This window comes from Pseudomonas sp. A-RE-22 (assembly GCF_019956035.1).
Lineage (GTDB): Bacteria > Pseudomonadota > Gammaproteobacteria > Pseudomonadales > Pseudomonadaceae > Aquipseudomonas > Aquipseudomonas brassicacearum.
The window spans coordinates 183,729-204,948 of record NZ_JAHBCZ010000033.1; the positions used below are offsets into that span (position 1 = coordinate 183,729).

Genomic DNA, 21,220 nt, shown 5'->3' on the forward strand with positions numbered 1-21,220 from the left:
ATGATGCCGTACCAGTCCTTCGAAAAAATCGACTTTGGGGTGTCCTTGGGACGTCTCGACAAAATGTTGCGCGTGAACAAGCTGGATGAAACGCAGTCTGTTCAGCATTGAATATTTATCACCGAGGCGCCCTTGTGGCGCTTCGCTACCGTGAGATAGCCGTCCTCCATGTTTGGTTCCAACGACGACAAGAAGACCCCAGCTGCGGCTGGCGAGAAAAAAGGCCTGTTCGGATGGCTGCGCAAGAAGCCGCAGGAAACCGTCGTCGAACAGCCACAACCGCTGCCTGAGCCCGCCGCCGAGGCAGTGGTCGAAGCAACCGCGCCCATCGTCCTGCCGATTGCCGAGCCGGTGCTGCAACCGGTCGAGCCTGAGACCGTTGCTGAGCCGGTGGCCGAGCAACCGCTGACCCCGCCCGTCGAGCAAACCCCCTGGTTGACCTTGCCGGTGGCGGAAGAGCCGGTCGCGCTGGTCGAGGAAACGACGCCCCATATCACCCCGCCGATTCCAGCGCCGCCGCAGATTGTCGAGGCACCAGTCGTCGACGCTGTCATTGAGCCGCCGGTCGCCGTTGTCGCATCCCAGGTTGCGCAAGCCGCGCCCGAGCCGGCACCTGCCCTGTTGGAAACCGTCGCCCCCGTCGAGCCCGTCCGTAGCGCCGAGGAAAACAAGGTCGGCTTCTTCGCCCGCCTCAAGCAGGGCCTGTCCAAGACCAGCGCCAGTATCGGCGAAGGCATGGCCAGCCTGTTCCTGGGCAAGAAAGTCATCGACGACGAATTGCTGGAAGATATCGAGACCCGCCTGCTGACCGCCGACGTCGGTGTCGAGGCCACCTCGGTGATCATCCAGAGCCTGACCCAGAAGGTCGCGCGCAAGCAACTGACCGACGCCGATGCGCTGTACAAATCCCTGCAAGGCGAGCTGACCAGTCTGCTCAAGCCGGTTGAAAAGCCGCTGGTGATCGCCTCGCAGAACAAGCCGTTCGTGATCCTGGTCGTCGGCGTCAACGGTGCCGGCAAGACCACCACCATCGGCAAGCTGGCCAAGAAGCTGCAGCTCGAAGGCAAGAAAGTCATGCTGGCGGCGGGCGACACCTTCCGCGCGGCTGCGGTCGAACAGCTGCAAGTGTGGGGCGAGCGCAACAAGATCCCGGTGATTGCCCAGCACACCGGCGCCGACTCCGCTTCGGTGATCTTCGACGCCGTGCAGGCCGCCAAGGCCCGTGGCATCGATGTGTTGATCGCCGACACGGCCGGTCGCCTGCACACCAAAGACAACCTGATGGAAGAGTTGAAGAAGGTGCGCCGGGTGATCGGCAAGCTCGACGCCGACGCACCCCACGAAGTGCTGCTGGTGCTGGACGCCGGTACCGGCCAGAACGCCATCAACCAGGCCAAGCAATTCAACCAGACCGTCGAACTGACCGGGCTGGCCTTGACCAAGCTTGACGGCACCGCCAAGGGCGGGGTCATTTTCGCCCTGGCCAAGCAGTTCGGCCTGCCCATTCGCTATATCGGCGTGGGTGAAGGCATCGACGACTTGCGCACCTTTGAAGCCGAGCCCTTTGTCCAGGCACTGTTTGCCGAACGGGAGCATTCATGATTCGTTTCGAGCAGGTCGGTAAACGCTATCCGAACGGTCACGTCGGCTTGCATGAGCTGAGCTTTCGGGTCCGTCGGGGCGAGTTTCTGTTTGTCACCGGCCATTCCGGCGCCGGTAAAAGTACCTTGCTGCGCCTGCTGCTGGCGATGGAGCGGCCCTCCACCGGCAAACTGCTGCTGGCCGGCCAGGACCTGAGCACCATCAGCAATGCCCAGATTCCCTACCTGCGACGGCAGATCGGCGTGGTGTTCCAGAATCACCAATTGCTGTTCGATCGCACGGTGTTCAACAACGTGGCGTTGCCGTTGCAGATCCTCGGGTTGTCCAAGGCCGAGATCATCAAGCGCGTGGACTCGGCCCTGGAGCGCGTGGCCCTGTCGGACAAGACCGACCTGTACCCGGGCGACCTGTCCACCGGTCAACAGCAGCGCGTCGGCATCGCCCGCGCCATCGTCCATCGCCCGGCCTTGCTGCTGGCGGACGAACCTACCGGTAACCTCGACCCGCGCCTGGCTGCGGAGATCATGGGCGTATTCGAAGACATCAACCGCCTGGGCACCAGTGTGCTGATTGCCAGTCACGACCTGGCATTGATCGCACGTATGCGTCACCGCATGCTCACATTGCAGCGCGGACGCCTGATTGGTGACGGGGAGGCGGGTGTATGAGTGCTACTCGCAGCCCGAAAGTGGCCGAACGCGTGGCCCCGAAGGCCTCCGATCCGCAGCCGCAAAAGAAAAAACGCGACGATGATGACGGCCCGGACTTTTCCACGCTGCTGCGCGCCTGGATCGAAAGCCATCGCGCCAGCCTGCTGGACAGCCTGCGGCGCCTGGGCAAGCAACCCATCGGCAGCTTCTTTACCTGCATGGTGATGGCGGTTGCCCTGAGCCTGCCCATGGGCCTGTCATTATTGCTAAGCAATGTGGAGCGCCTGGGCGGCTCCTGGCAGCGCGCGGCGCAGATTTCCCTGTACCTGCAGATGGACGCGAGCCCCGGCGAAGGCCAGGCGTTGCGCGAGCAGATCAAGGCCATGCCGGGCGTGGCCGATGCCGAATACATCGGGCGCGAGCAGGCGCTTGAAGAATTCCAGCAGCAGTCCGGCCTGGGCGAAGCCCTCAAGGAACTGCCGGAGAACCCGCTGCCGGGCGTGGTGCTGGTGACGCCGAATGAGGTCGACAAACCGACCCTTGAAGCATTAAGACAAAGACTTTCCGAGTTGCCGAAGGTACAACAGGCGCAACTTGATCTAGTCTGGGTCGAGCGTCTTGCGGCGATCCTCAAGCTCGGCGACCGGTTTGTCTTCGGTCTGACGGTGCTGCTGGTTTCTGCATTACTTTTGGTGATAGGCAATACCATTCGTCTTCATATTGAAAACCGCCGCACCGAGATAGAAGTGATTAAACTCGTCGGCGGTACGGACAGTTATGTACGCAGGCCCTTCCTTTATATGGGCGCGCTGTATGGCTTCGGTGCCGGGATTCTGTCCTGGGGTGTATTGGCGTTCGGCCTGGACTGGCTGAACGATGCGGTAACAGGGTTGGCCGGTTTGTACGGCAGTGATTTCTCGCTGGCCGGCGTGCCAGTCGCCGACGGTCTGTCGCTCTTGCTTGGCGCGGTGCTGTTGGGTTATATCGGTGCATGGATTGCGGTCGCACGCCACTTGCGTGAGCTTGCGCCAAAATAAGTGTTTTTTTGCGTGTATTGACCTTTCAGTCTTTGTGGGAACTTGTCCTAGGGTTCCCGGTCAATTTTCGCAGTGCTGAACTGCACGAGTTATGTGAGTCGGAGGTTTTTTCGTATGACCACTTCTTTGCAACCTGCTTATGCTCTGGTCCCGGGTGCGAACCTGGAGGCCTATGTGCACACGGTCAACAGCATTCCATTGCTGACCCCCGAGCAGGAGCGTGAACTGGCCGAGAGTCTCTATTATGAGCAGGATCTTGAGGCGGCTCGGCAGATGGTGCTCGCCCACCTGCGTTTTGTCGTACATATCGCCCGCAGCTATTCCGGCTACGGGCTGGCCCAGGCCGACCTGATCCAGGAAGGCAACGTCGGCCTGATGAAGGCGGTCAAGCGTTTCAACCCGGAAATGGGTGTGCGCCTGGTGTCGTTTGCGGTGCACTGGATCAAGGCGGAAATCCACGAGTTCATCCTGCGCAACTGGCGCATCGTGAAAGTCGCGACCACCAAGGCCCAGCGCAAGCTGTTCTTCAACCTGCGCAGCCAGAAGAAGCGCCTGGCCTGGCTGAACAACGAAGAAGTCCACCGTGTCGCCGAAAGCCTGGGCGTAGAGCCTCGGGAAGTGCGCGAGATGGAAAGTCGCCTGACCGGCCATGACATGGCCTTCGACCCGGCCGCCGAAGCGGACGACGACAGCGCTTTCCAATCGCCGGCCAACTACCTGGAAGACCACCGGTACGACCCGGCGCGTCAACTGGAAGACGCCGACTGGAGTGACAACTCCAACACCAACCTGCACGAAGCCCTGGAAGTGCTGGACGAGCGCAGCCGCGACATCCTCTACCAGCGCTGGCTGGCTGAGGAAAAAGCCACGCTGCACGACCTGGCGCAGAAGTACAACGTGTCGGCCGAGCGGATTCGTCAGCTTGAGAAGAGCGCGATGAACAAGCTCAAGGTGTCGATCGCCGCCTGACTGCGATAGCGGCCATAAAAAACGCCCCGATCAGTGATGATCGGGGCGTTTTTGTTTGTGCGCTGCAATCCCCTGTGGGAGCGAGCTTGCTCGCGATAGCGGTAGATCAGTCAACTTCAATGTGGCTGACCCGCCGCTATCGCGAGCAAGCTCGCTCCCACAGGTGGGGCTTCAGTGTTGCAGCTACTGGGCCCAAGGCGCTCGCCGCGAATTGTTGAGTTCCAGCAAATAACTGTCGCCCCCCAACTGGCTCATCTGCTGACGAATCCAGCCCGCCCGCCGTAGCACATAGGGGCTCGGCCGGCCGGCGCTCCATTTGCGCGGGTTAGGCAAGACCGCCGCCAGCAGGCTGGCCTGTTGCCGGGACAAGGCGTCGGCGCCTACGCGAAAATGATGTCGTGCTGCGGCTTCGGCCCCGAACACGCCGTCATCCCACTCGACACTGTTGAGGTACACCTCAAGGATCCGCTGCTTGGGCCAGAACACTTCGATCAGTGCGGTGAACCAGGCCTCCAGCCCCTTGCGCAGCCAGCTGCGGCCCGACCACAGGAACAGGTTCTTGGACACTTGCTGGCTGAGGGTACTGGCGCCGCGAATCGAACCGCCACGCCCATTGTGGGCGAACGCGGCCTGGATCGCGCCGATGTCGAAGCCCCAGTGCTCGGGGAATTTCTGGTCTTCGCCAGCAATCACCGCCACTTTCAGGCTATCGGAGATCTGGTCCCAAGGCTGCCAGGTGCGTTGCAGGTCGATGGGTTCGCCGCCGAACCAGGATTCAACCTTGCGCTCGATCATCAGCGCCGTGAACGGCGGCGGTACCACCCGAAACAACAGCACGAGCACAACGCTGCCAACGGCGAACCAGAGCAGGGCTTTAAGGAATCGTCGAAATAATAAACGCAGCATAGAGATGGCTTGGCCGAACCCGTCGAGCGGGCCATTATACAGACCCTGTCCATCGAGTCTGACTGGAGTTCTCATGCTGCGTAGCTTTCTGATGCTGGCCGCTTTTTTCGGCTTCACAGGCGTGGCGCTGGGGGCATTTGCCGCCCATGCCCTGAAAAGCCGCCTGAGCGCCGAATACCTGGCGATTTTCCACACCGGCGTCACCTACCAACTGGTGCACACCCTGGCGTTGCTGGGCGTTGCGCTGCTGGCCACACACATTCCCGGCCGCATCGTCACCTGGGCCGGGGTTTCATTTGTGGTCGGCATCCTGTTGTTCTCCGGCAGCCTGTACCTGCTGACCCTCACGGGCATCAGCAAGCTGGGCATCATCACGCCGTTGGGCGGTGTGGCGTTCCTGATCGGCTGGGTGTGCCTGGGGCTTGCCGCCTGGCGGCTGGGCTGACCGGGCGGTCCATTTCATGACGAATGGCTTGGGTCGCCCAGACTGATCGGGCTAGAATGCCAGCCCCTAAAAATGATGGCGGCATCCGGCATGCGCATTCAGTTGAACGGCGAACCCCTTGATCTGCCCGACGGTGAAACCGTCGCGGCCCTGCTGACCCGTCTGGAACTCACCGGACGCCGCGTCGCGGTGGAACTCAATCTGGATATCGTCCCGCGCAGCCAGCACGCCGAAACCACGTTGAACGATGGCGACAGCGTCGAAGTGGTTCATGCCATTGGCGGCGGCTAGTCGCCTCGGTTTCGCAGCATTTCGCAAGAACCTCACCCCAACAGAGGATTTCCCATGAGCATCGTTCGTAGCGACAAGCCCTTCGTCCTGGCCGGTCGTACCTACCAGTCGCGTTTGCTGGTAGGCACCGGCAAATATCGCGACATGGAAGAAACCCGCCTGGCCATCGAGGCCTCGGGCGCCGAAATCGTGACCGTCGCCGTGCGCCGGACCAACATCGGCCAGAACCCGGGCGAACCGAACCTGCTGGATATCCTGCCGCCGGACCGCTACACCATCCTGCCGAACACCGCCGGTTGCTTCGACGCTATCGAGGCCGTGCGCACCTGCCGCCTGGCCCGTGAGCTGCTCGACGGCCACAACCTGGTGAAGCTGGAAGTGCTGGCGGACCAGAAAACCCTGTTCCCCAACGTGATCGAAACCCTCAAGGCCGCTGAAACCCTGGTCAAGGAAGGCTTCGACGTGATGGTCTACACCAGCGATGACCCGATCATCGCCCGTCAATTGGCGGAAATCGGCTGCATCGCGGTCATGCCGCTGGCCGGCCTGATCGGCACAGGCCTGGGGATCTGCAACCCGTACAACCTGCAGATCATCCTGGAAGAAGCCAAGATCCCGGTGTTGGTGGATGCCGGTGTCGGTACCGCTTCCGACGCCACCATCGCCATGGAACTGGGTTGCGAAGCGGTGCTGATGAACTCGGCCATCGCCCACGCCCAGCAGCCGATCCTCATGGCCGAAGCCATGAAGCACGCCATCGTCGCCGGTCGCCTGGCGTACCTGGCTGGCCGCATGCCGAAAAAACTTTACGCCAGCGCCTCCTCGCCGCTGGATGGTCTGATCAAGTAAGAGCCATTGATGACTGAATCGAACGACACGCCGGTCCTGCCGGAAGAAGGCGAAGAGCGCCAGCACCGCCGCATCAAGAGTTTCGTGATGCGCGCCGGGCGCATGACTGAAGGCCAGCAGCGCGGCCTGGAGCAGGGCGCGCCGCTGTTTGTCCTGCCGCTGGCCGATGCACCGGTGGATTTTGACCAGGTCTTCGGCCGCTCGGCCCCGCGCTCGCTGGAAATCGGCTTCGGCATGGGTCATTCGTTGCTGGAAATGGCCGCCGCCTCGCCGGAGCAGGATTTCATCGGGGTGGAAGTCCATCGTCCGGGCGTCGGTGCACTGCTCAATGGCGTGCTGACCCAAGGGCTGACCAACCTGCGGGTCTACGATTGCGACGCCATCGAAGTGCTCAGTCGCTGCGTGGCCGATAACAGCCTCGACCGGCTGATGCTGTTCTTCCCGGACCCTTGGCACAAAAGCCGCCACCACAAGCGCCGTATCGTCCAGGCGTCGTTCGCTGAACTGGTGCGCAGCAAGTTGAAGGTCGGCGGTGTGTTGCACATGGCTACCGACTGGGAACCCTACGCCGAATACATGCTGGAAGTGATGAGCGTCGCCCCGGGCTATCGCAACCTGGCCGAAGACGGCAAGTGCGTGCCACGCCCGGCTGAACGGCCGATTACCAAGTTCGAGCGCCGAGGCGAACGCCTTGGGCACGGGGTTTGGGATTTGAAGTTCGAGAAGGTGGCGTAAGCACCCGAAGATCCTGCTGAAATGGGATCCCCTGTGGGAGCGAGCTTGCTCGCGATAGCGGCATAACAGTCAACCTTGATGTTGGATGTTATGGCCTCATCGCGAGCAAGCTCGCTCCCACAGTTGTTTCAGGTGACCGGGTCAGCGCCGATCCGCGACTACGCCTATCAACACCAGTACCACCAACAACACCGGCGCCAGGCTGTAGTTGTTGAACTGGCTCAAGCCCCGAACGACCCACGGCGTGGCGTAGATCAGTGCCGCGCCGCTGCCGATCATGCACAGCAGGGCGATCAGCGGGACGCGCAAGGCGCCAGCGATGCTGCCCAGGCGTTGTTCGACCCAGCCCTTGATGTCGGCACCAAACAGCACCAACAGGCAGCCTACCAATGCCAGGGAGATTTCCGACAGGTTGCTGCGGCTCCAGCGGGACACGGTGGCCAACAGGTCGAGTACCAGATCCATTCGATTTCCTTGTTTTGATCAGCTCAGAAATGTCTGCAGCAAGTCGTTGAGAAACAGCTGTCCGCGCTCGGTGGCCGCCAGACGTGTCGGTTCGACCTGCAACAACCCGCTTTGTTCGGCCTCGCGCCGGCCTTCGGCCAGGCTTTGCAGGGGCAGCCCGGTGCGCTCCGGGTACAGCCGCGCTTCCACGCCCGCGGTCAGGCGCAGGGCGTTCATCAGGAACTCGAACGGCAGCTCTTCGTTGGCCAGGGTTTTCTCGCCGGCCTGGAAGCTCTTGGCCGGGTTGAGGTAGTCCTTGGGCAGGCGGGTCTTCCAGGTGCGCACGATGCGCCCGTCCGGATGGCTGAGCTTGCCGTGGGCGCCGGCACCAATGCCGATGAAGTCGCCGAAGCTCCAGTAGTTGAGGTTATGCCGCGCCGCCCGGCCGGGTTGGGCGTAGGCCGAGACTTCGTATTGGGCGTAGCCGTGTTCGGCCAGCAAGGCTTGCCCGGCTTCCTGGATGTCCCACAGCGTGTCGTCTTCGGGCAATGTCGGCGGCTGGTTCCAGAACACCGTATTCGGCTCCAGCGTCAGCTGGTACCAGGACAAATGCGTCGGCTTCAAGGCGATGGCCTGGCGCAGGTCGCTCAAGGCGTCTTCCAGGGACTGGTCGGGCAGCCCATGCATCAGGTCCAGGTTGAAATTGTCGAAACCGGCCTGGCGAGCCATGCCGGCGGCGCGCACCGCCTCGTCGCCGTTGTGGATCCGGCCCAGGGCCTCGAGCTTGGCCTGCTGGAAACTCTGGATACCGATGGACAGGCGATTGATGCCCAAGGCCCGGTAAGCGACGAATTTTTCCTGCTCGAAGGTGCCGGGGTTGGCTTCCAGGGTGATTTCAATGTCCTGGGCGAACGGTATCCGCGCTTCCACACCCTTGAGCAATCGTCCCAAGGCTTGGGCGCTGAACAGGCTCGGGGTGCCGCCACCGAAAAAGATCGAGCTCAACGGGCGACCATGAACCGCGTGCAGATCCTGGTCGAGGTCGGCCAGCAAGGCGTCGACATATTCCTCTTCCGGCAACTGCGGGCTGGCGGTGTGGGAGTTGAAGTCGCAATACGGGCATTTGCGCACGCACCACGGGATGTGGACGTACAACGCCAGGGGCGGCAGCACTGGCAGTGGCGCCCGAGGTGTTTGTACACCGCCATGGATCAGCGGTGCGGGAGTGTCGTCGATCATTGCAGGCCCAGGCGTTGACGCAGCAGGGCCATGGCGCGGGCGCGGTGGCTCAGTTGATTCTTTTCCACCGGCCCCAGCTCGGCGCTGGAGCAATTGCGCTCCGGCACCCAGAACAACGGGTCATAGCCAAAACCGTGCTCGCCGCTGGCTTCGGTGAGAATGCGCCCGTGCCACAGGCCTTCGCAGAGGATCGGCAATGGGTCATCGGCATGGCGGACCAGGGCCAGCACACACACGAACTGAGCGCCGCGCTCGGCTTCGGGCACGTCCTTGAGGGCGTCGAGCAGCTTGGCGTTGTTCGCCGCGTCACCTTTGCCGTCGGCGTAGCGGGCCGAGTAAATGCCTGGCGCGCCGCCCAGGAAGTCCACGGCCAGCCCGGAATCGTCGGCCAGCGCTGGCAGGCCCGAGATGCGTGCGGCATTGCGGGCCTTGAGGATGGCGTTCTCGACGAACGACAGGCCGGTCTCTTCCGGTTCCACCTGGCTGAACTCGCCAATCGAGCGCAACTGCACCGACCCGCCGAGCATGGCTTGCAGTTCCTTGAGTTTGCCGGCGTTGTGGCTGGCCAGTACGAGTTGGGTGAAGTTGATCATTGGCCCGGGAACAGTTCCTGGTTGAAGTTGATGGTGTTGATCTTGTCGCCGGTTTGCACCTTGATTTCGAAGGTCCGGACTTCCTGTTGATCCACCGGATACTGGGCGATGTAGTAGATCGCGCCTGGCTCGCTCACCTGCTTGAATTGCAGCGGGACGCTCTGGCTGGTGAGGTCTTTCACCGTGCCGCTGACCTGGGCCATCAAGGGCTTGCCATCCTTGAGCACCGAGATGTTGATCACGCCTTGCTGCTTGCTGCGAATCAGCTCGGCGGCCTTGGCGATGTCCGGTGTCAGGAAGGTGGAGTTGAAGGTGTTGTAGTGCACGGTGATATCACCGAACACTTCCTTGCGCTCGCCCTTGATAACGTCGGCGGCCATGGCGCCAACGCTCAGGCAAGCGGTGATGAGAAACAACGCTAGACGGTTCATGTCGTGCTCCTGGTAAGGCCGGGGGGCTTACACCGCGACCTGGTAATCGGTAAGGCCTGGGCTGCTGACCCGATAGATGCCTATCTCACCTAACAGATTAGGCCATAGCTTGCTGGCCCACCCGTGGCGGTGCTGTTGGTCCACGGCCAGGCGATCGATGACCTTGGCTTCACGCTCGCGGCACAGCGCCTCGAAATCCTCGAAGGTGCAGAAGTGGATGTTCGGCGTGTTGTACCAGGTGTAGGGCAGGAACTCCGAAACCGGCATGCGGCCCTTGCTCGCCAGGTACCAGCGGCAACGCCAGTGGCCGAAGTTGGGGAAGGTGATGATGCACTGGCGTCCGACCCGCAGCATTTCGTCGAGGATCTTGTCCGGGTAGTGCACCGCTTGCAGCGCCTGGGTCATGACCACGATGTCGAAGCTGTTGCTGGCGAAGTTGCCCAGGCCCTTGTCCAGGTCCTGCTCGATGACGTTGATGCCTTTGGCGACGCACTCGGCAATGTTGTCCGGGTCGTTTTCCAGGCCGTAGCCGCTGACTTGCTTGTTGTCCCGCAGCCAGGTCAGCAGTTCGCCGTTGCCGCAGCCCAGGTCGAGCACGCGGCTGCCGGCGGGGATCCATTCCTGGATGATTTCCAGATCGGCTCTCATGGCGTCCTCACAGCGTTATACGGTTCATGTAGTTGCCGAACGCCTGCAGGTAGCGCGGGATCGGGATCAAAAAGGCGTCGTGACCCTGGGGTGCGTCGATTTCCAGGTAGCAGACGTCCTTGCGCGCGGCCATCAGCGCGTCCACCAGCTCCCGCGAACGCGCCGGGGAGAAGCGCCAGTCGGTGGTGAACGACATCACGCAGAACTTGGCGGTGGCGTTGGCGAAGGTTTTCGCCAGGTTATCGTCGAAGTTCGCCGCCGGATCGAAGTAGTCCAGTGCCTTGGTCATCAACAGGTACGTGTTGGCGTCGAAACGCCCGGAGAACTCTTCACCCTGATAACGCAGGTAGCTTTCGACCTGGAACTCGACGCTGTGGAAGTCGTAGTTGAGCTTTTCGCTCTTGAGGCCACGGCCGAATTTCTCGCCCATGGAGTCGTCGGACAGGTAGGTGATGTGCCCGACCATCCGCGCCAGCATCAGCCCGCGCTTGGGGATCACGCCGTGTTCCTGGAACGAGCCGCCATGGAACTCCGGGTCGGTGAGGATCGCCTGGCGCGCCACTTCGTTGAAGGCGATGTTCTGTGCCGACAGCTTGGGCGCCGAGGCGATTGCCAGGCAGTGGCGCACGCGGTCCGGGTAGGTGATGGTCCATTGCAGGGCCTGCATGCCTCCCAGGCTGCCACCGATCACGGCTGCCCACTGGCCGATCCCGAGGCGGTCGGCCAGGCGCGCCTGGCTGTGGACCCAGTCTTCCACGGTCAGCACCGGAAAATCGGCGCCGAAAGGTTTGCCGGTGTCCGGGTTGAGGCTGCTGGGGCCGGTGGAACCGTTGCAGCCGCCCAGGTTGTTCAGACTGACCACGAAGAACTTGCTGGTATCGATGGGCTTGCCCGGGCCGATGCAGCTGTCCCACCAACCGGGCTTGCGGTCGTCGATGCTGTGGTAGCCGGCGGCGTGGTGGTGCCCCGACAAGGCATGGCAAATCAGCACGGCATTGCTCGCCGTGGCATTGAGGGTGCCGTAGGTTTCGTAGATCAGGTCATAGGCTGGCAACGAACGGCCGCAGGCCAGGGCCAGGGGCTCGCTGAAATGCGCCATTTGCGGCGTCACCAGACCAACGGAATCGGGGGGAAAGGCAGCTGGCATCGACCCTGCTCGCGTTGAAATGAGGCGTAAGTCTAAAGACCGCTGTGGCAGGCGGCAACCAAGGAAATCATAGACCGCACCGATCATTCCCACGCTTTGCGTGGGAATGCTGCCAGGGACGCTCCGCGTTCCGCTCAGGGTGTGACGCAGAGCGTCACAGGATGCATTTCCACGTGGAGCGTGGGAACGCTCATTGGCGGGGGACGAGACCCGGCAACTCCGGCAGTTTCTTCGGCAAATGGATGCGCACCCGTTTCTGCCGGTTCAATTCGCCGCTGACCAGGCTGACCTGGCTCTTGGACACGCCAAACGCCTTGGCCAGGAACGCCATCAGGTACGCGTTGGCCTTGCCCTCGACCGGTGGGGCAGTGAGGCGGATCTTCAGGCGGTCACCGTGCAGCCCGGCGAAATCATCGCTGCGGGCTGCCGGTTGCAGGTGACACTCCAGGATCAGGTCGTCGCCATCCCAGCGAAAGTAGCTCACGTGAGTCAGATCAGCAGGCGCAGGATTTCCGGCATCATGGTTATCGCCGCCAGGTTGTTGATCACTAGCATGTCGATCAGCTTGAGCACCATGAACGCCAGGATCGGCGAGATATCCAGACCGCCGAGGTTCGGCAGGATGCGGCGGAACGGCGCCAGGGCCGGCTCGCAGATCTGGTTCACCAGTTCGGCGCCCGGGTTATGGCTGCTCGGTGCGACCCACGACAGGATCACGCTGATGATCATGGCGAAGAAGAAAATCTTCAGGAACAGCGCGGTCACGCCAATGAGCGACCAGATCAGCAGTTGCAGCGGGTTGCCGGTGGTGCCGTAGGTCAGCAGCAGGGTCAGGGCCATCAGCGCCAGTTGCACGAGGATCGCCAGGACCAGCGACGACATGTCCAGGCCGAACAGGCTCGGGATGATCCGACGCAGCGGCTTGAGCAGTGGCTGGGTGGCCTTGACGATGAACTGGCACAGTGGGTTGTAGAAGTTGGCGCGCACCAGTTGCAGCACGAAGCGCAGCAGCACGATCAGCAGGTACATGCTGCCGAGGGTTTGCAGCACGTAGACCGCTGCAGTGTTCAATCCAATCATGAATGGCTCCTTATTGGCCCAGTTGTTCGGCCATTTCGGCCGAGCGGTGCGCGGCGGCGCCGAGTGCTTTTTCCACCAGGGCTTCGAAGCCCCCGGCCTGGAACGATTTGATGGCCGCTTCGGTGGTGCCGGCCGGCGAAGTCACGCGGCGGCGCAGCTCTGCGGCATCGACGTCGCTGGACACCGCCATGTGTGCGGCACCGAGGGCGGTCTGCAAGGTCAGCCTGGCGGCGGTTTCCCGGGGCAGGCCGAGTTTCTCGCCGGCGGCGGTCATGGCTTCGATCAGCAGGAAGAAGTACGCCGGGCCCGAGCCGGAGACGGCGGTGACGGCGTCCAGTTGCTGTTCGGTGTCCAGCCACAGTGCCAGGCCGACAGCCGACAGCAGTTCTTCGGCCTGCTGGCGTTGTGCAGCGGACACTTGGGAAGTGGCGAACAGGCCGCTGACGCCCTGGCGCAGCAGTGCCGGGGTGTTGGGCATGCAGCGTACGATCGGCTGCTCGCCGAGCCAGTTGTTCATGCTGGCGCACGTGATGCCGGCGGCAATCGACACCACCAGTTGATGAGGCTTGAGACTTGGACGCAGGGCCGCGCAGACGGTTTTCATCGCCTGCGGCTTGACCGCCAGCACGATGACGTCCGCGCCGTCGATGGCCTGGGCGTTGTCGGCGAAGGTTTCGATACCGTGTTCGGCGCTCACCCGGGTACGGGTCTCTTCGCCCGGATCGCTGGCGCGGATCAGGGAAGCGTCCAGGCCCTTGGCCCGCAGGCCGCCGATCAGGCTGGCGGCCATGTTGCCGGCGCCGATGAAGGCAATACGCGTGTTGCTCATGACAGGTCCTTATAAAGAGATGAGTCGGCCATGTTTCAGGATTGACCGTAGTCGCGGGCACCAAACAGGGCAGTACCGATGCGCACCCAGGTGGCGCCCTGGGCAATGGCCGACTCAAGGTCGTGGCTCATGCCCATGGAAAGGGTGTCCAGCGGTAGCGCCAGGCTGGCTTGCAGGCGTTCAACGGCGGCGAAGGCGGCGTCCTGGGCGGCGCGGTCTTCGGTGGGTTCGGGAATCGCCATCAACCCGCGCAGTTTCAGGCGGGGCAGGGCGCTGATGGCGTTGGCCAGGGCGGGCAGGTCCGCCGGGGTGCAGCCGGATTTGCTGGCTTCACCGCTGACGTTGACCTGAATGCAGATATTCAGCGGTGGCAAGTCGGCCGGGCGCTGCTCGGACAGGCGCTGTGCAATTTTCAAGCGATCCACGGAATGCACCCAGTCGAAATGTTCGGCGATAGCGCGCGTCTTGTTCGATTGAATGGGGCCGATGAAGTGCCAGATCAAGGGCAGGTCGGTCAGTTCGAGCTGTTTGCCCAAGGCTTCTTGCAGGTAGTTCTCGCCGAAGTCCCGCAGGCCGGCAGCATAGGCTTCGCGCAGGGCCTGGACGGGTTTGGTCTTGCTCACGGCCAGCAGTTTGACACTGTGTTCGGCACGCTGGGCGGCCTGCTCCGCAGCGCGGATGCGCGAACTAACCTGAGCGATGTTGTCTGCTATCGTGGACATAAAGAAGCGCCAGCGGTGAGGTTCGCGGCATTCTACTGGAATTGAGGAGCGCTATGGATATCACTGAGTTACTGGCGTTCAGCGCCAAGCAGGGCGCGTCGGACCTGCACCTGTCCGCCGGGCTGCCTCCGATGATCCGCGTCGATGGCGATGTCAGGCGCATCAACCTGCCGGCACTGGACCACAAGCAGGTCCATGAACTGATCTACGACATCATGAACGACCGGCAACGAGTAGATTACGAAAAGTTTCTGGAGACTGACTTTTCTTTCGAGGTACCGGGCGTCGCGCGGTTCCGGGTCAACGCTTTCAACCAGAATCGCGGTGCGGGGGCGGTGTTTCGGACCATTCCGTCGAAAGTCCTGACCATGGAAGACCTGGGGATGGGCGAGGTGTTTCGCAAAGTGACCGAGGCGCCTCGTGGGCTGGTGTTGGTGACCGGGCCGACCGGGTCAGGCAAATCCACCACCCTGGCGGCCATGATCGATTACTTGAACAGCCACAAGCACCATCACATCCTCACCATCGAAGACCCTATCGAATTCGTTCACGAACCGCGCAAATGCCTGATCAACCAGCGTGAGGTGCACCGCGACACCCAGGGTTTCTCCACGGCCCTGCGTTCGGCCCTGCGGGAGGACCCGGACGTGATCCTGGTGGGGGAGATGCGCGACCTTGAAACCATTCGCCTGGCGCTGACCGCCGCGGAAACCGGGCACCTGGTGTTCGGCACCCTGCACACCACGTCGGCGGCCAAGACCATCGACCGGGTGGTGGACGTGTTCCCTGGTGACGAGAAGTCCATGGTTCGCTCGATGTTGTCGGAATCGTTGCAGGCGGTGATTTCCCAGACGCTGGTCAAGAAAATCGGCGGCGGCCGGATCGCGGCGCATGAAATCATGCTGGGTACCTCGGCCATCCGGAACCTGATCCGCGAAGACAAGGTGGCGCAGATGTACTCGGCCATCCAGACCGGCGGTTCGCTGGGGATGCAGACGCTGGACATGTGCCTGAAGGACTTGGTGAACAAGGGGCTGATCAGCCGCGAACATGCGCGGGAGCGGGCGCGTACGCCGGATAACTTCTAGAGGGGTGCTGCTTTTGCAGGCCTCATCGCGAGCAAGCTCGCTCCCACAGGACTTTCAGCGAATGGAAATCCAGTGTGGGAGCGAGCTTGCTAGCGATGAGGTCATCAGCTACAGCAAAAGTGCCGGAATCAGCGCTGAACCACGCGCATCGCACCCGGCTCTTTCGGCAGCACGCGCTTGGCCACCACGTAGTGAGTGTCCCAGTACGGCTTGTTCAAGGTGTCGATGCTCACCGACTTGCCACGCCGCGGGGCGTGGATGAAGCGGTCGTTGCCCAGGTAGATGGCCACGTGGTTGACCCGGCGGCTCTTGAGCTTGAAGAAGATCAGGTCGCCGGGCTTGAGGTCCTTGCGCTCGACTTTCTCGCCATGACCGGCGGCCATGGCGTTGGAGGTGCGCGGAAGGTCGAAGGTGGCGTCATTGAAGGCGTATTTCACCAGTCCGCTGCAATCGAAACCTTTACTTGGGCTACTGCCGCCCCAACGATAAGGTGTGCCGAGTACATTCACGGCGCGGCTCAACACATTGCTGCTCGCTTTGGTCGCCATCGGCGGGACCAGCTTGCTGTTGGCTGTGCTCACGCGCTGGGCGCCTGGCTTGTTCTTGCTCAAGGAAGCAGAAACATGGGATTTCGGGGTATAGCCGTTGACGTTGGGAAGACGTTGCTCACGATTGGTGGCGTGGGCGGCCAGTGGCAATAATAGGCAAATGGTTAGCCATGTCTTGAAAAATGGACGCATTAGGCAAGGCTCTTAAAGGTTAGCGCGCAACTTTATAACAGCTTTTTTTGCGTTTCCGAGGCCGTTTGTCGATTCGAAACGCAGCGCAAAACCCAGCAAAATGCGACAAATTGACCTGATTGTCTGACAGAACCCCTATACCACGGGGCTTTCGCCGGCTCGAGTCGCCGAGGACCGCTTGTCGGCTGGACACGAAAAAGTCACAAAAACTCCGAAAAAATTTATCTATCGAAGCAAAAGAGGCCATTCATGAACAGCTATCAGCAGGATGCAATCCGCGATACTCACAGCAAGGTCATTGGGTATCTGCTGTGGATTTTCGGTTTCACCGGTGCCCATCGTTTCTATTACGGCAAGCCGGTCACGGGCACGATCTGGTTCTTCACCTTCGGCCTGCTGGGCATTGGCTGGCTGATCGACTTGTTCCTGATTCCGGCCATGGATCGCGAAGCGGACCTGCGTTTCACCCCGGGGCCTATCGAATACAGCGTGGCGTGGATTCTGTTGACGTTTCTCGGGGTGCTGGGCGTACACCGCATGTACCAGGGCAAATGGCTCAGCGGGATTCTCTACCTGCTGACCGGCGGGGTGTTTTTCCTGGGGGTTCTGTATGACTTCTGGACGCTGAATGATCAGGTGTCGATTCGTAATGCGCAGAAGCGTGGGGCTTTTCAGTAAGACAGGGTCGCCTGCATCGCGAGCAAGTTCGCTCCCACACTGGATCGAGGTGTTCACGAGGCATGTGTTCACCAAAGATCCCTGTGGGAGCGAGCTTGCTCGCGATGAGAGCGACGCAGCTTGTCAGGCCTGGTGGGTGATCCGCCCATCCATCAGGGTGTAACGCACCACCCCCGGCAGGCTATGGCCGAGGAACGGGCAGTTGTCACCCTTGGAACGCCAGGCTTCACCGGCCACGGTGGTGGCGGCGGGGTCGAACAGCACCAGGTCCGCCGCGGCGCCAACCGCGAGTTTCCCCGCCGGCAGTTGCAGCGCCTGGGCCGGGCCGGCGCTCAGGCGCGCCAGCAGGGTCGGCAGGTCCAGCAGACCGTCTTCCACCAGCGTCAAGGCCAGCGGCAGCAGCAGTTCGACGCTGCTGATTCCCGGCTCGGTGGCGCCGAACGGTGCCAGCTTGGCATCGCGTTCATGGGGTTGGTGATGGCTGGAGATGGCCGAAATCACCCCGGACTTCACCGCCTCACGCAGGCCATCGCGGTCGGCGCGGGTGCGCAGTGGCGGCTGGACGTGGTAGACGCTGTTGAAATCGATCAGCGCTTCGTCGGTCAGGATCAACTGGTACAGCGCCACATCGGCGGTCACCGGCAAGCCGCGGGCCTGGGCCTGGGCGATCAGTGCCGCGCCGCGAGCACTGGTCAACTGGCTGAAGTGGGCGCGCACGCCGCTTTGTTCCACCAACAGCAGGTCCCGGGCCAGGGCCACGGTCTCGGCGGTTTCCGGGATGCCCGGCAGGCCGAGGAAGCTGGCGGTCGGGCCTTCGTGGGCCAGGCCACCTTCGGCCAGGTCGTGGTCCTGGGAGTTGAAGATCACCGTCAGGCCGAAGGTCGCCGCGTATTCCAGGGCGCGGCACAGGGTACGGGTGTTGCGGAAACTGTTCAGGCCGTTGCCGAACGCCACGCAACCGGCGTCACGCAGGGCGATGAGTTCGGCCAGTTGCTCGCCGTCCAGGCCCTTGCTCAGTGCGCCAATCGGGAAGACCTTGGTGTTGCCGGCCTCGCGGGCACGGTCGAGGATCAGTTCGGCCACGGCCGAGGTGTCCAGCACCGGTTTGGTCTGCGGCGGGCAGCACAGGCTGGTCACGCCACCGGCAGCGGCGGCCCGGGTTTCGCTGACGATACTGCCTTTGCGGCTGTAGCCCGGTTCGCGCAGGGCGACGTTCAGGTCCACCAGGCCGGGAGCGGCCACCAGGCCTTGGGCGTCGAGGGTCTCGACCGCGACGAAACCGGCCGGTGCCGCGCCAAGGGCGACGATCTTGCAGGCATCGATATGGATATCAGTCACTTGATCCAGGCCACTGGCTGGATCGATCACGCGTGCGCCGAGAATGCTGAGCTTCACTGGGCGTTCTCCTGGTCGAATTGGCGCTGGGCCGTTTGCCCGCTCATGGCCATGGACAGCACGGCCATGCGGATGGCGATGCCGTAAGTCACCTGGTTGAGAATCACCGAGTGCGGCCCGTCGGCCACCGCCGACTCGATCTCCACGCCGCGGTTGATCGGGCCCGGGTGCATGACGATAGCGTCCGGCTTGGCCCCGGCCAGGCGTGCGGTGGTCAGGCCGAACAGGCGGTAGAACTCGCCTTCGCTGGGCAGCAGGCCGCCGGTCATGCGCTCGCGTTGCAGGCGCAGCATGATCACCACGTCCACATCCTTGAGGCCTTCGGTCATGTCGGTGTAGACCTTCACGCCGTATTGCTCGACGCCGATGGGCAGCAGGGTCTTCGGCGCGATGACGCGGATGTCCGGGCAGCCGAGGGTCTTGAGAGCCAACATGTTCGAACGGGCCACCCGCGAGTGCAGGATGTCACCGACGATGGCCACCGACAGGTTTTCGAAGCTGCCCTTGTGCCGACGGATGGTCAGCATGTCCAGCATGCCCTGGGTCGGGTGGGCGTGACGGCCGTCGCCGCCGTTGATGATTGCCACTTGCGGGCAGACGTGTTCGGCAATGAAGTGCGCCGCGCCGGAGTCGCCGTGGCGCACGACGAACATATCGGCGGCCATGGCTTCGAGGTTGCGCAGGGTGTCGAGCAGGGTTTCACCCTTGCTCGCCGAGGACGTGGACACGTTGAGGGTAATCACGTCCGCCGACAGCCGCTGGGCTGCCAGTTCGAAGGTGGTGCGGGTGCGGGTGGAGTTTTCGAAGAACACGTTGCACACGGTCTTGCCGCGCAGCAACGGGACTTTCTTCACCGCCCGGGCACCGACTTCGAGAAACGAGTCGGCAGTGTCGAGGATTTCCGTCAGCAGCTCGCGGCGCAGGCCGTCGAGGGACAGGAAGTGCCGCAGCTGGCCCTGATCGTTGAGCTGCAGCGGGCGCTTGGTTTCGAGAGGCGTCATCGCGATGGACTCTTACAAGGGCAGTTAAAGGGCAAGGTCTTGCAGTTCGAGTTGCAGCGGCGACGGGCCGGAGAGCTTGACCCGCTCGTGGGCGGCCAGCGTCAGCGTCGCACCGACCACGTTCGGCCGGATCGGCAGCTCGGCGGCGTCCAGGTCCAGCAGGCACACCAGTGTCACGCTGGCCGGGCGGCCGTAGTCGAACAGTTCGTTCATGGCGGCGCGGATGGTCCGGCCGCTCATCAGCACGTCGTCGATCAGTACCAGGTGCTGGCCTTCGATCTCGAACGGCAGGGCTGAGGGGCGCACTTGTGGGTGCAGGCCGTTCTGGCTGAAATCGTCGCGGTAGAAGGACACGTCCAGGGTGCCCAACGGCGATTGGCTGCCCAGTGCTTCGAGCAAGGCCTGGGCGACCCAGACGCCACCGGTGCGAATACCGATGTAGCGCGGGTCGCTGATGCCGCGGTGTTCCAGGTGTGCCTTGAGACGAATCGCCATCTGGCTGATCAGTTCGGCAGGATTGGGCAGGCTCATGCTGGCTCCTTCAGGTTCCCGGGCCGGTGGTGAATGGCGCGGTCTATCGCTAAGAGAAAGCGCCTTGGCGGCGCTTTCAAAAAATCAGGTTTCGAACAGGGCGGCGTTGGCGTCGAGCCAACCTTGCAGCAGCAGGGCGGCGGCGATGGCGTCCACCGGGTTGTCGCGGTAACTGCCTTTCTGCCCGCCGCGCACCAGGCGCTCGCCCTTGGCCTCGAAGGTGGTCAGGCGCTCGTCATGGGTATAGAAGGGCAGGTTGTAGCGGCCATTGAGCCGGCGGGCGAATTTCTCGGCGCGCAGGCACATGTCACTGGGCGTGCCGTCCATGTTCAGCGGCAGGCCGACCACCACGGCATCGGGTTTCCACTCCTTGATCAGCGCTTCGACCTGGTTCCAGTCCGGAACGCCATTCTGCGCCTTCAAGGTGCACAACTCGCGGGCTTGGCCGGTAATGACCTGGCCGACCGCTACGCCGATCTGTTTGGTGCCGTAATCGAAGCCCAGCAGCAAGCGCAGGGCCATCAGGCGTGTCCTGCCTGGCTGGTGAGCAGGCTGAGGTTGACCCCCAACCGGCTGGCCGCCGCTTCCAGGCGCAATTCGCTGCTGGTGTTGAACAGGATGTCGGCGTCGAACGGGCAGGTCAGCCAGGCGTTGTCGGCCAGTTCGGCTTCCAGTTGCCCGGGTTCCCAACCGGCATAGCCGAGGGCGATCAGGCTTTTCTCAGGGCCGACGCCGTCGGCGATGGCGAACAGCACGTCCTGGGAGGTGGACAGCGACACCCCGTCCAGATCTACGGTGGCCTGGTATTTGGGGCCCGACGGATGGAGCACGAAACCGCGGTCGGTCTGCACCGGGCCGCCGATGAAAATCGGCACATGCTGGCACAAGAGTGGCGGTTCCACTTCGGGGCGCAACTGCTCCAGGATGTCCGCCAGGTTCAATTCCTGCGGGCGATTGATTACCAGCCCCATGGCCCCATTGGCCGTGTGCTCGACGATGTAGGTCAAGGTGTGGGCAAAATTCGGATCGGCCATGTGCGGCATGGCAATCAGGAAGTGATGCTTGAGGTAGGTGGGGCTGACGTTTTTCATAGGCGCTAGTGTGGCGGGGCGGGGGCGAACTGACAAGCCGGGAAATGCCTGAGACTGTCACCAATCCCCTGTGGGAGCG

27 protein-coding genes are annotated in these 21,220 nt (G+C 62.6%); 10 read left to right on the plus strand and 17 right to left on the minus strand.

The genetic code is table 11. The features are described 5' to 3' along the window. The first annotated feature begins 168 nt into the window (after positions 1-168). From ftsY to rpoH, 4 genes are all read left to right on the plus strand, one after another. Positions 169-1,602 carry a signal recognition particle-docking protein FtsY gene (gene ftsY / locus KGA89_RS17470; protein WP_028237456.1) on the plus strand — a complete coding sequence of 478 codons (1,434 nt, stop codon included), beginning with the start codon at positions 169-171 and terminating at the stop codon, positions 1,600-1,602. Continuing rightward, positions 1,599-2,270 (plus strand): cell division ATP-binding protein FtsE, encoded by a 672-nt coding sequence (gene ftsE / locus KGA89_RS17475; RefSeq protein WP_003177474.1) that lies wholly within the window; start codon positions 1,599-1,601, stop codon positions 2,268-2,270. Before ftsY ends, ftsE begins: the two co-directional genes overlap by 4 nt. After that, entirely contained in the window at positions 2,267-3,289 is a 1,023-nt protein-coding gene (ftsX, locus tag KGA89_RS17480; protein ID WP_003206508.1) for a permease-like cell division protein FtsX, read from the plus strand. Before ftsE ends, ftsX begins: the two co-directional genes overlap by 4 nt. Positions 3,290-3,403: 114 nt before the next feature. After that, the gene (gene rpoH / locus KGA89_RS17485; protein ID WP_003177476.1) at positions 3,404-4,258 is read left to right on the plus strand and encodes an RNA polymerase sigma factor RpoH; all 855 of its coding nucleotides are present in this window, start codon (positions 3,404-3,406) and stop codon (positions 4,256-4,258) included. A gap of 183 nt (positions 4,259-4,441) precedes the next feature. Here the strand turns inward: rpoH and mtgA are convergent, their stop codons facing one another. Further along, positions 4,442-5,164 carry a monofunctional biosynthetic peptidoglycan transglycosylase gene (gene mtgA, locus KGA89_RS17490; protein ID WP_028237457.1) on the minus strand — a complete coding sequence of 241 codons (723 nt, stop codon included), beginning with the start codon at positions 5,162-5,164 and terminating at the stop codon, positions 4,442-4,444. A 73-nt stretch (positions 5,165-5,237) separates the two neighbouring features. Here mtgA and KGA89_RS17495 point away from each other — a divergent pair, with 73 nt between their 5' ends. From KGA89_RS17495 to trmB, 4 genes are all read left to right on the plus strand, one after another. Next, positions 5,238-5,609: a DUF423 domain-containing protein gene (locus tag KGA89_RS17495; RefSeq protein WP_003206503.1), complete on the plus strand. Its 372-nt coding sequence runs from the start codon at positions 5,238-5,240 to the stop codon at positions 5,607-5,609. Between the two features lie 90 nt (positions 5,610-5,699). After that, positions 5,700-5,900 carry a sulfur carrier protein ThiS gene (gene thiS / locus KGA89_RS17500; RefSeq protein WP_018609493.1) on the plus strand — a complete coding sequence of 67 codons (201 nt, stop codon included), beginning with the start codon at positions 5,700-5,702 and terminating at the stop codon, positions 5,898-5,900. Between the two features lie 54 nt (positions 5,901-5,954). Then, positions 5,955-6,749 (plus strand): thiazole synthase, encoded by a 795-nt coding sequence (locus KGA89_RS17505; RefSeq protein ID WP_003177480.1) that lies wholly within the window; start codon positions 5,955-5,957, stop codon positions 6,747-6,749. A 9-nt stretch (positions 6,750-6,758) separates the two neighbouring features. After that, a complete protein-coding gene (trmB, locus tag KGA89_RS17510; RefSeq protein ID WP_223472132.1) occupies positions 6,759-7,484 on the plus strand; it encodes a tRNA (guanosine(46)-N7)-methyltransferase TrmB in 726 nt (241 codons plus the stop codon). A gap of 141 nt (positions 7,485-7,625) precedes the next feature. On the opposite strand, the gene KGA89_RS17515 is transcribed toward trmB, so the two are convergent. The 10 genes from KGA89_RS17515 to KGA89_RS17560 form a co-directional block, all read right to left on the minus strand. Continuing rightward, positions 7,626-7,949, minus strand: coding sequence for a DUF3392 domain-containing protein (locus KGA89_RS17515; RefSeq protein ID WP_003177482.1), 324 nt, complete (start codon positions 7,947-7,949; stop codon positions 7,626-7,628). Between the two features lie 18 nt (positions 7,950-7,967). After that, entirely contained in the window at positions 7,968-9,167 is a 1,200-nt protein-coding gene (gene hemW, locus KGA89_RS17520) for a radical SAM family heme chaperone HemW (RefSeq protein ID WP_003206497.1), read from the minus strand. After that, positions 9,164-9,760, minus strand: coding sequence for an RdgB/HAM1 family non-canonical purine NTP pyrophosphatase (rdgB, locus tag KGA89_RS17525; protein WP_013694468.1), 597 nt, complete (start codon positions 9,758-9,760; stop codon positions 9,164-9,166). The genes hemW and rdgB overlap by 4 nt, the downstream gene beginning before the upstream one ends. After that, positions 9,757-10,191 (minus strand): DUF4426 domain-containing protein, encoded by a 435-nt coding sequence (locus tag KGA89_RS17530; protein ID WP_053163545.1) that lies wholly within the window; start codon positions 10,189-10,191, stop codon positions 9,757-9,759. Before KGA89_RS17530 ends, rdgB begins: the two co-directional genes overlap by 4 nt. 27 nt (positions 10,192-10,218) lie before the next feature. After that, a complete protein-coding gene (gene metW, locus KGA89_RS17535) occupies positions 10,219-10,839 on the minus strand; it encodes a methionine biosynthesis protein MetW (protein WP_003206492.1) in 621 nt (206 codons plus the stop codon). 7 nt (positions 10,840-10,846) lie between these two features. After that, the gene (metX, locus tag KGA89_RS17540) at positions 10,847-11,986 is read right to left on the minus strand and encodes a homoserine O-succinyltransferase MetX (protein WP_003206490.1); all 1,140 of its coding nucleotides are present in this window, start codon (positions 11,984-11,986) and stop codon (positions 10,847-10,849) included. Between the two features lie 190 nt (positions 11,987-12,176). Next, complete coding sequence (locus KGA89_RS17545; protein ID WP_223472133.1) at positions 12,177-12,470, minus strand: DUF167 domain-containing protein; 294 nt, start codon at positions 12,468-12,470, stop codon at positions 12,177-12,179. A gap of 5 nt (positions 12,471-12,475) precedes the next feature. Further along, the gene (locus tag KGA89_RS17550) at positions 12,476-13,066 is read right to left on the minus strand and encodes a YggT family protein (protein WP_223472134.1); all 591 of its coding nucleotides are present in this window, start codon (positions 13,064-13,066) and stop codon (positions 12,476-12,478) included. A gap of 10 nt (positions 13,067-13,076) precedes the next feature. Further along, positions 13,077-13,895 carry a pyrroline-5-carboxylate reductase gene (gene proC, locus KGA89_RS17555; RefSeq protein WP_013694466.1) on the minus strand — a complete coding sequence of 273 codons (819 nt, stop codon included), beginning with the start codon at positions 13,893-13,895 and terminating at the stop codon, positions 13,077-13,079. Positions 13,896-13,930: 35 nt separating this feature from the next. Further along, the gene (locus KGA89_RS17560; RefSeq protein WP_003206483.1) at positions 13,931-14,617 is read right to left on the minus strand and encodes a YggS family pyridoxal phosphate-dependent enzyme; all 687 of its coding nucleotides are present in this window, start codon (positions 14,615-14,617) and stop codon (positions 13,931-13,933) included. A 53-nt stretch (positions 14,618-14,670) separates the two neighbouring features. Between KGA89_RS17560 and KGA89_RS17565 the strand changes: the two genes are divergently transcribed. Then, on the plus strand, positions 14,671-15,705 hold the full coding sequence (locus KGA89_RS17565) for a type IV pilus twitching motility protein PilT (RefSeq protein ID WP_003206482.1): 1,035 nt from the start codon (positions 14,671-14,673) through the stop codon (positions 15,703-15,705). A gap of 128 nt (positions 15,706-15,833) precedes the next feature. On the opposite strand, the gene KGA89_RS17570 is transcribed toward KGA89_RS17565, so the two are convergent. Continuing rightward, positions 15,834-16,445 (minus strand): C40 family peptidase, encoded by a 612-nt coding sequence (locus KGA89_RS17570; RefSeq protein WP_223472135.1) that lies wholly within the window; start codon positions 16,443-16,445, stop codon positions 15,834-15,836. A 249-nt stretch (positions 16,446-16,694) separates the two neighbouring features. Between KGA89_RS17570 and KGA89_RS17575 the strand changes: the two genes are divergently transcribed. Continuing rightward, positions 16,695-17,123 (plus strand): NINE protein, encoded by a 429-nt coding sequence (locus KGA89_RS17575; RefSeq protein WP_003206477.1) that lies wholly within the window; start codon positions 16,695-16,697, stop codon positions 17,121-17,123. Positions 17,124-17,246: 123 nt separating this feature from the next. Here the strand turns inward: KGA89_RS17575 and KGA89_RS17580 are convergent, their stop codons facing one another. The 5 genes from KGA89_RS17580 to KGA89_RS17600 all read right to left on the minus strand — a co-directional run bounded on the left by KGA89_RS17580 (position 17,247) and on the right by KGA89_RS17600 (position 21,141). After that, positions 17,247-18,518, minus strand: a complete 1,272-nt coding sequence (locus KGA89_RS17580; protein ID WP_223472136.1) for a dihydroorotase — start codon at positions 18,516-18,518, stop codon at positions 17,247-17,249. After that, positions 18,515-19,519, minus strand: a complete 1,005-nt coding sequence (locus KGA89_RS17585) for an aspartate carbamoyltransferase catalytic subunit (RefSeq protein WP_003177495.1) — start codon at positions 19,517-19,519, stop codon at positions 18,515-18,517. The genes KGA89_RS17580 and KGA89_RS17585 overlap by 4 nt, the downstream gene beginning before the upstream one ends. A gap of 24 nt (positions 19,520-19,543) precedes the next feature. Next, entirely contained in the window at positions 19,544-20,050 is a 507-nt protein-coding gene (pyrR, locus tag KGA89_RS17590; protein ID WP_003206474.1) for a bifunctional pyr operon transcriptional regulator/uracil phosphoribosyltransferase PyrR, read from the minus strand. Between the two features lie 84 nt (positions 20,051-20,134). Continuing rightward, positions 20,135-20,572: a Holliday junction resolvase RuvX gene (gene ruvX, locus KGA89_RS17595; RefSeq protein ID WP_003177497.1), complete on the minus strand. Its 438-nt coding sequence runs from the start codon at positions 20,570-20,572 to the stop codon at positions 20,135-20,137. Continuing rightward, positions 20,572-21,141: a YqgE/AlgH family protein gene (locus KGA89_RS17600; protein ID WP_003206472.1), complete on the minus strand. Its 570-nt coding sequence runs from the start codon at positions 21,139-21,141 to the stop codon at positions 20,572-20,574. The genes ruvX and KGA89_RS17600 overlap by 1 nt, the downstream gene beginning before the upstream one ends. Positions 21,142-21,220: the final 79 nt, after the last annotated feature.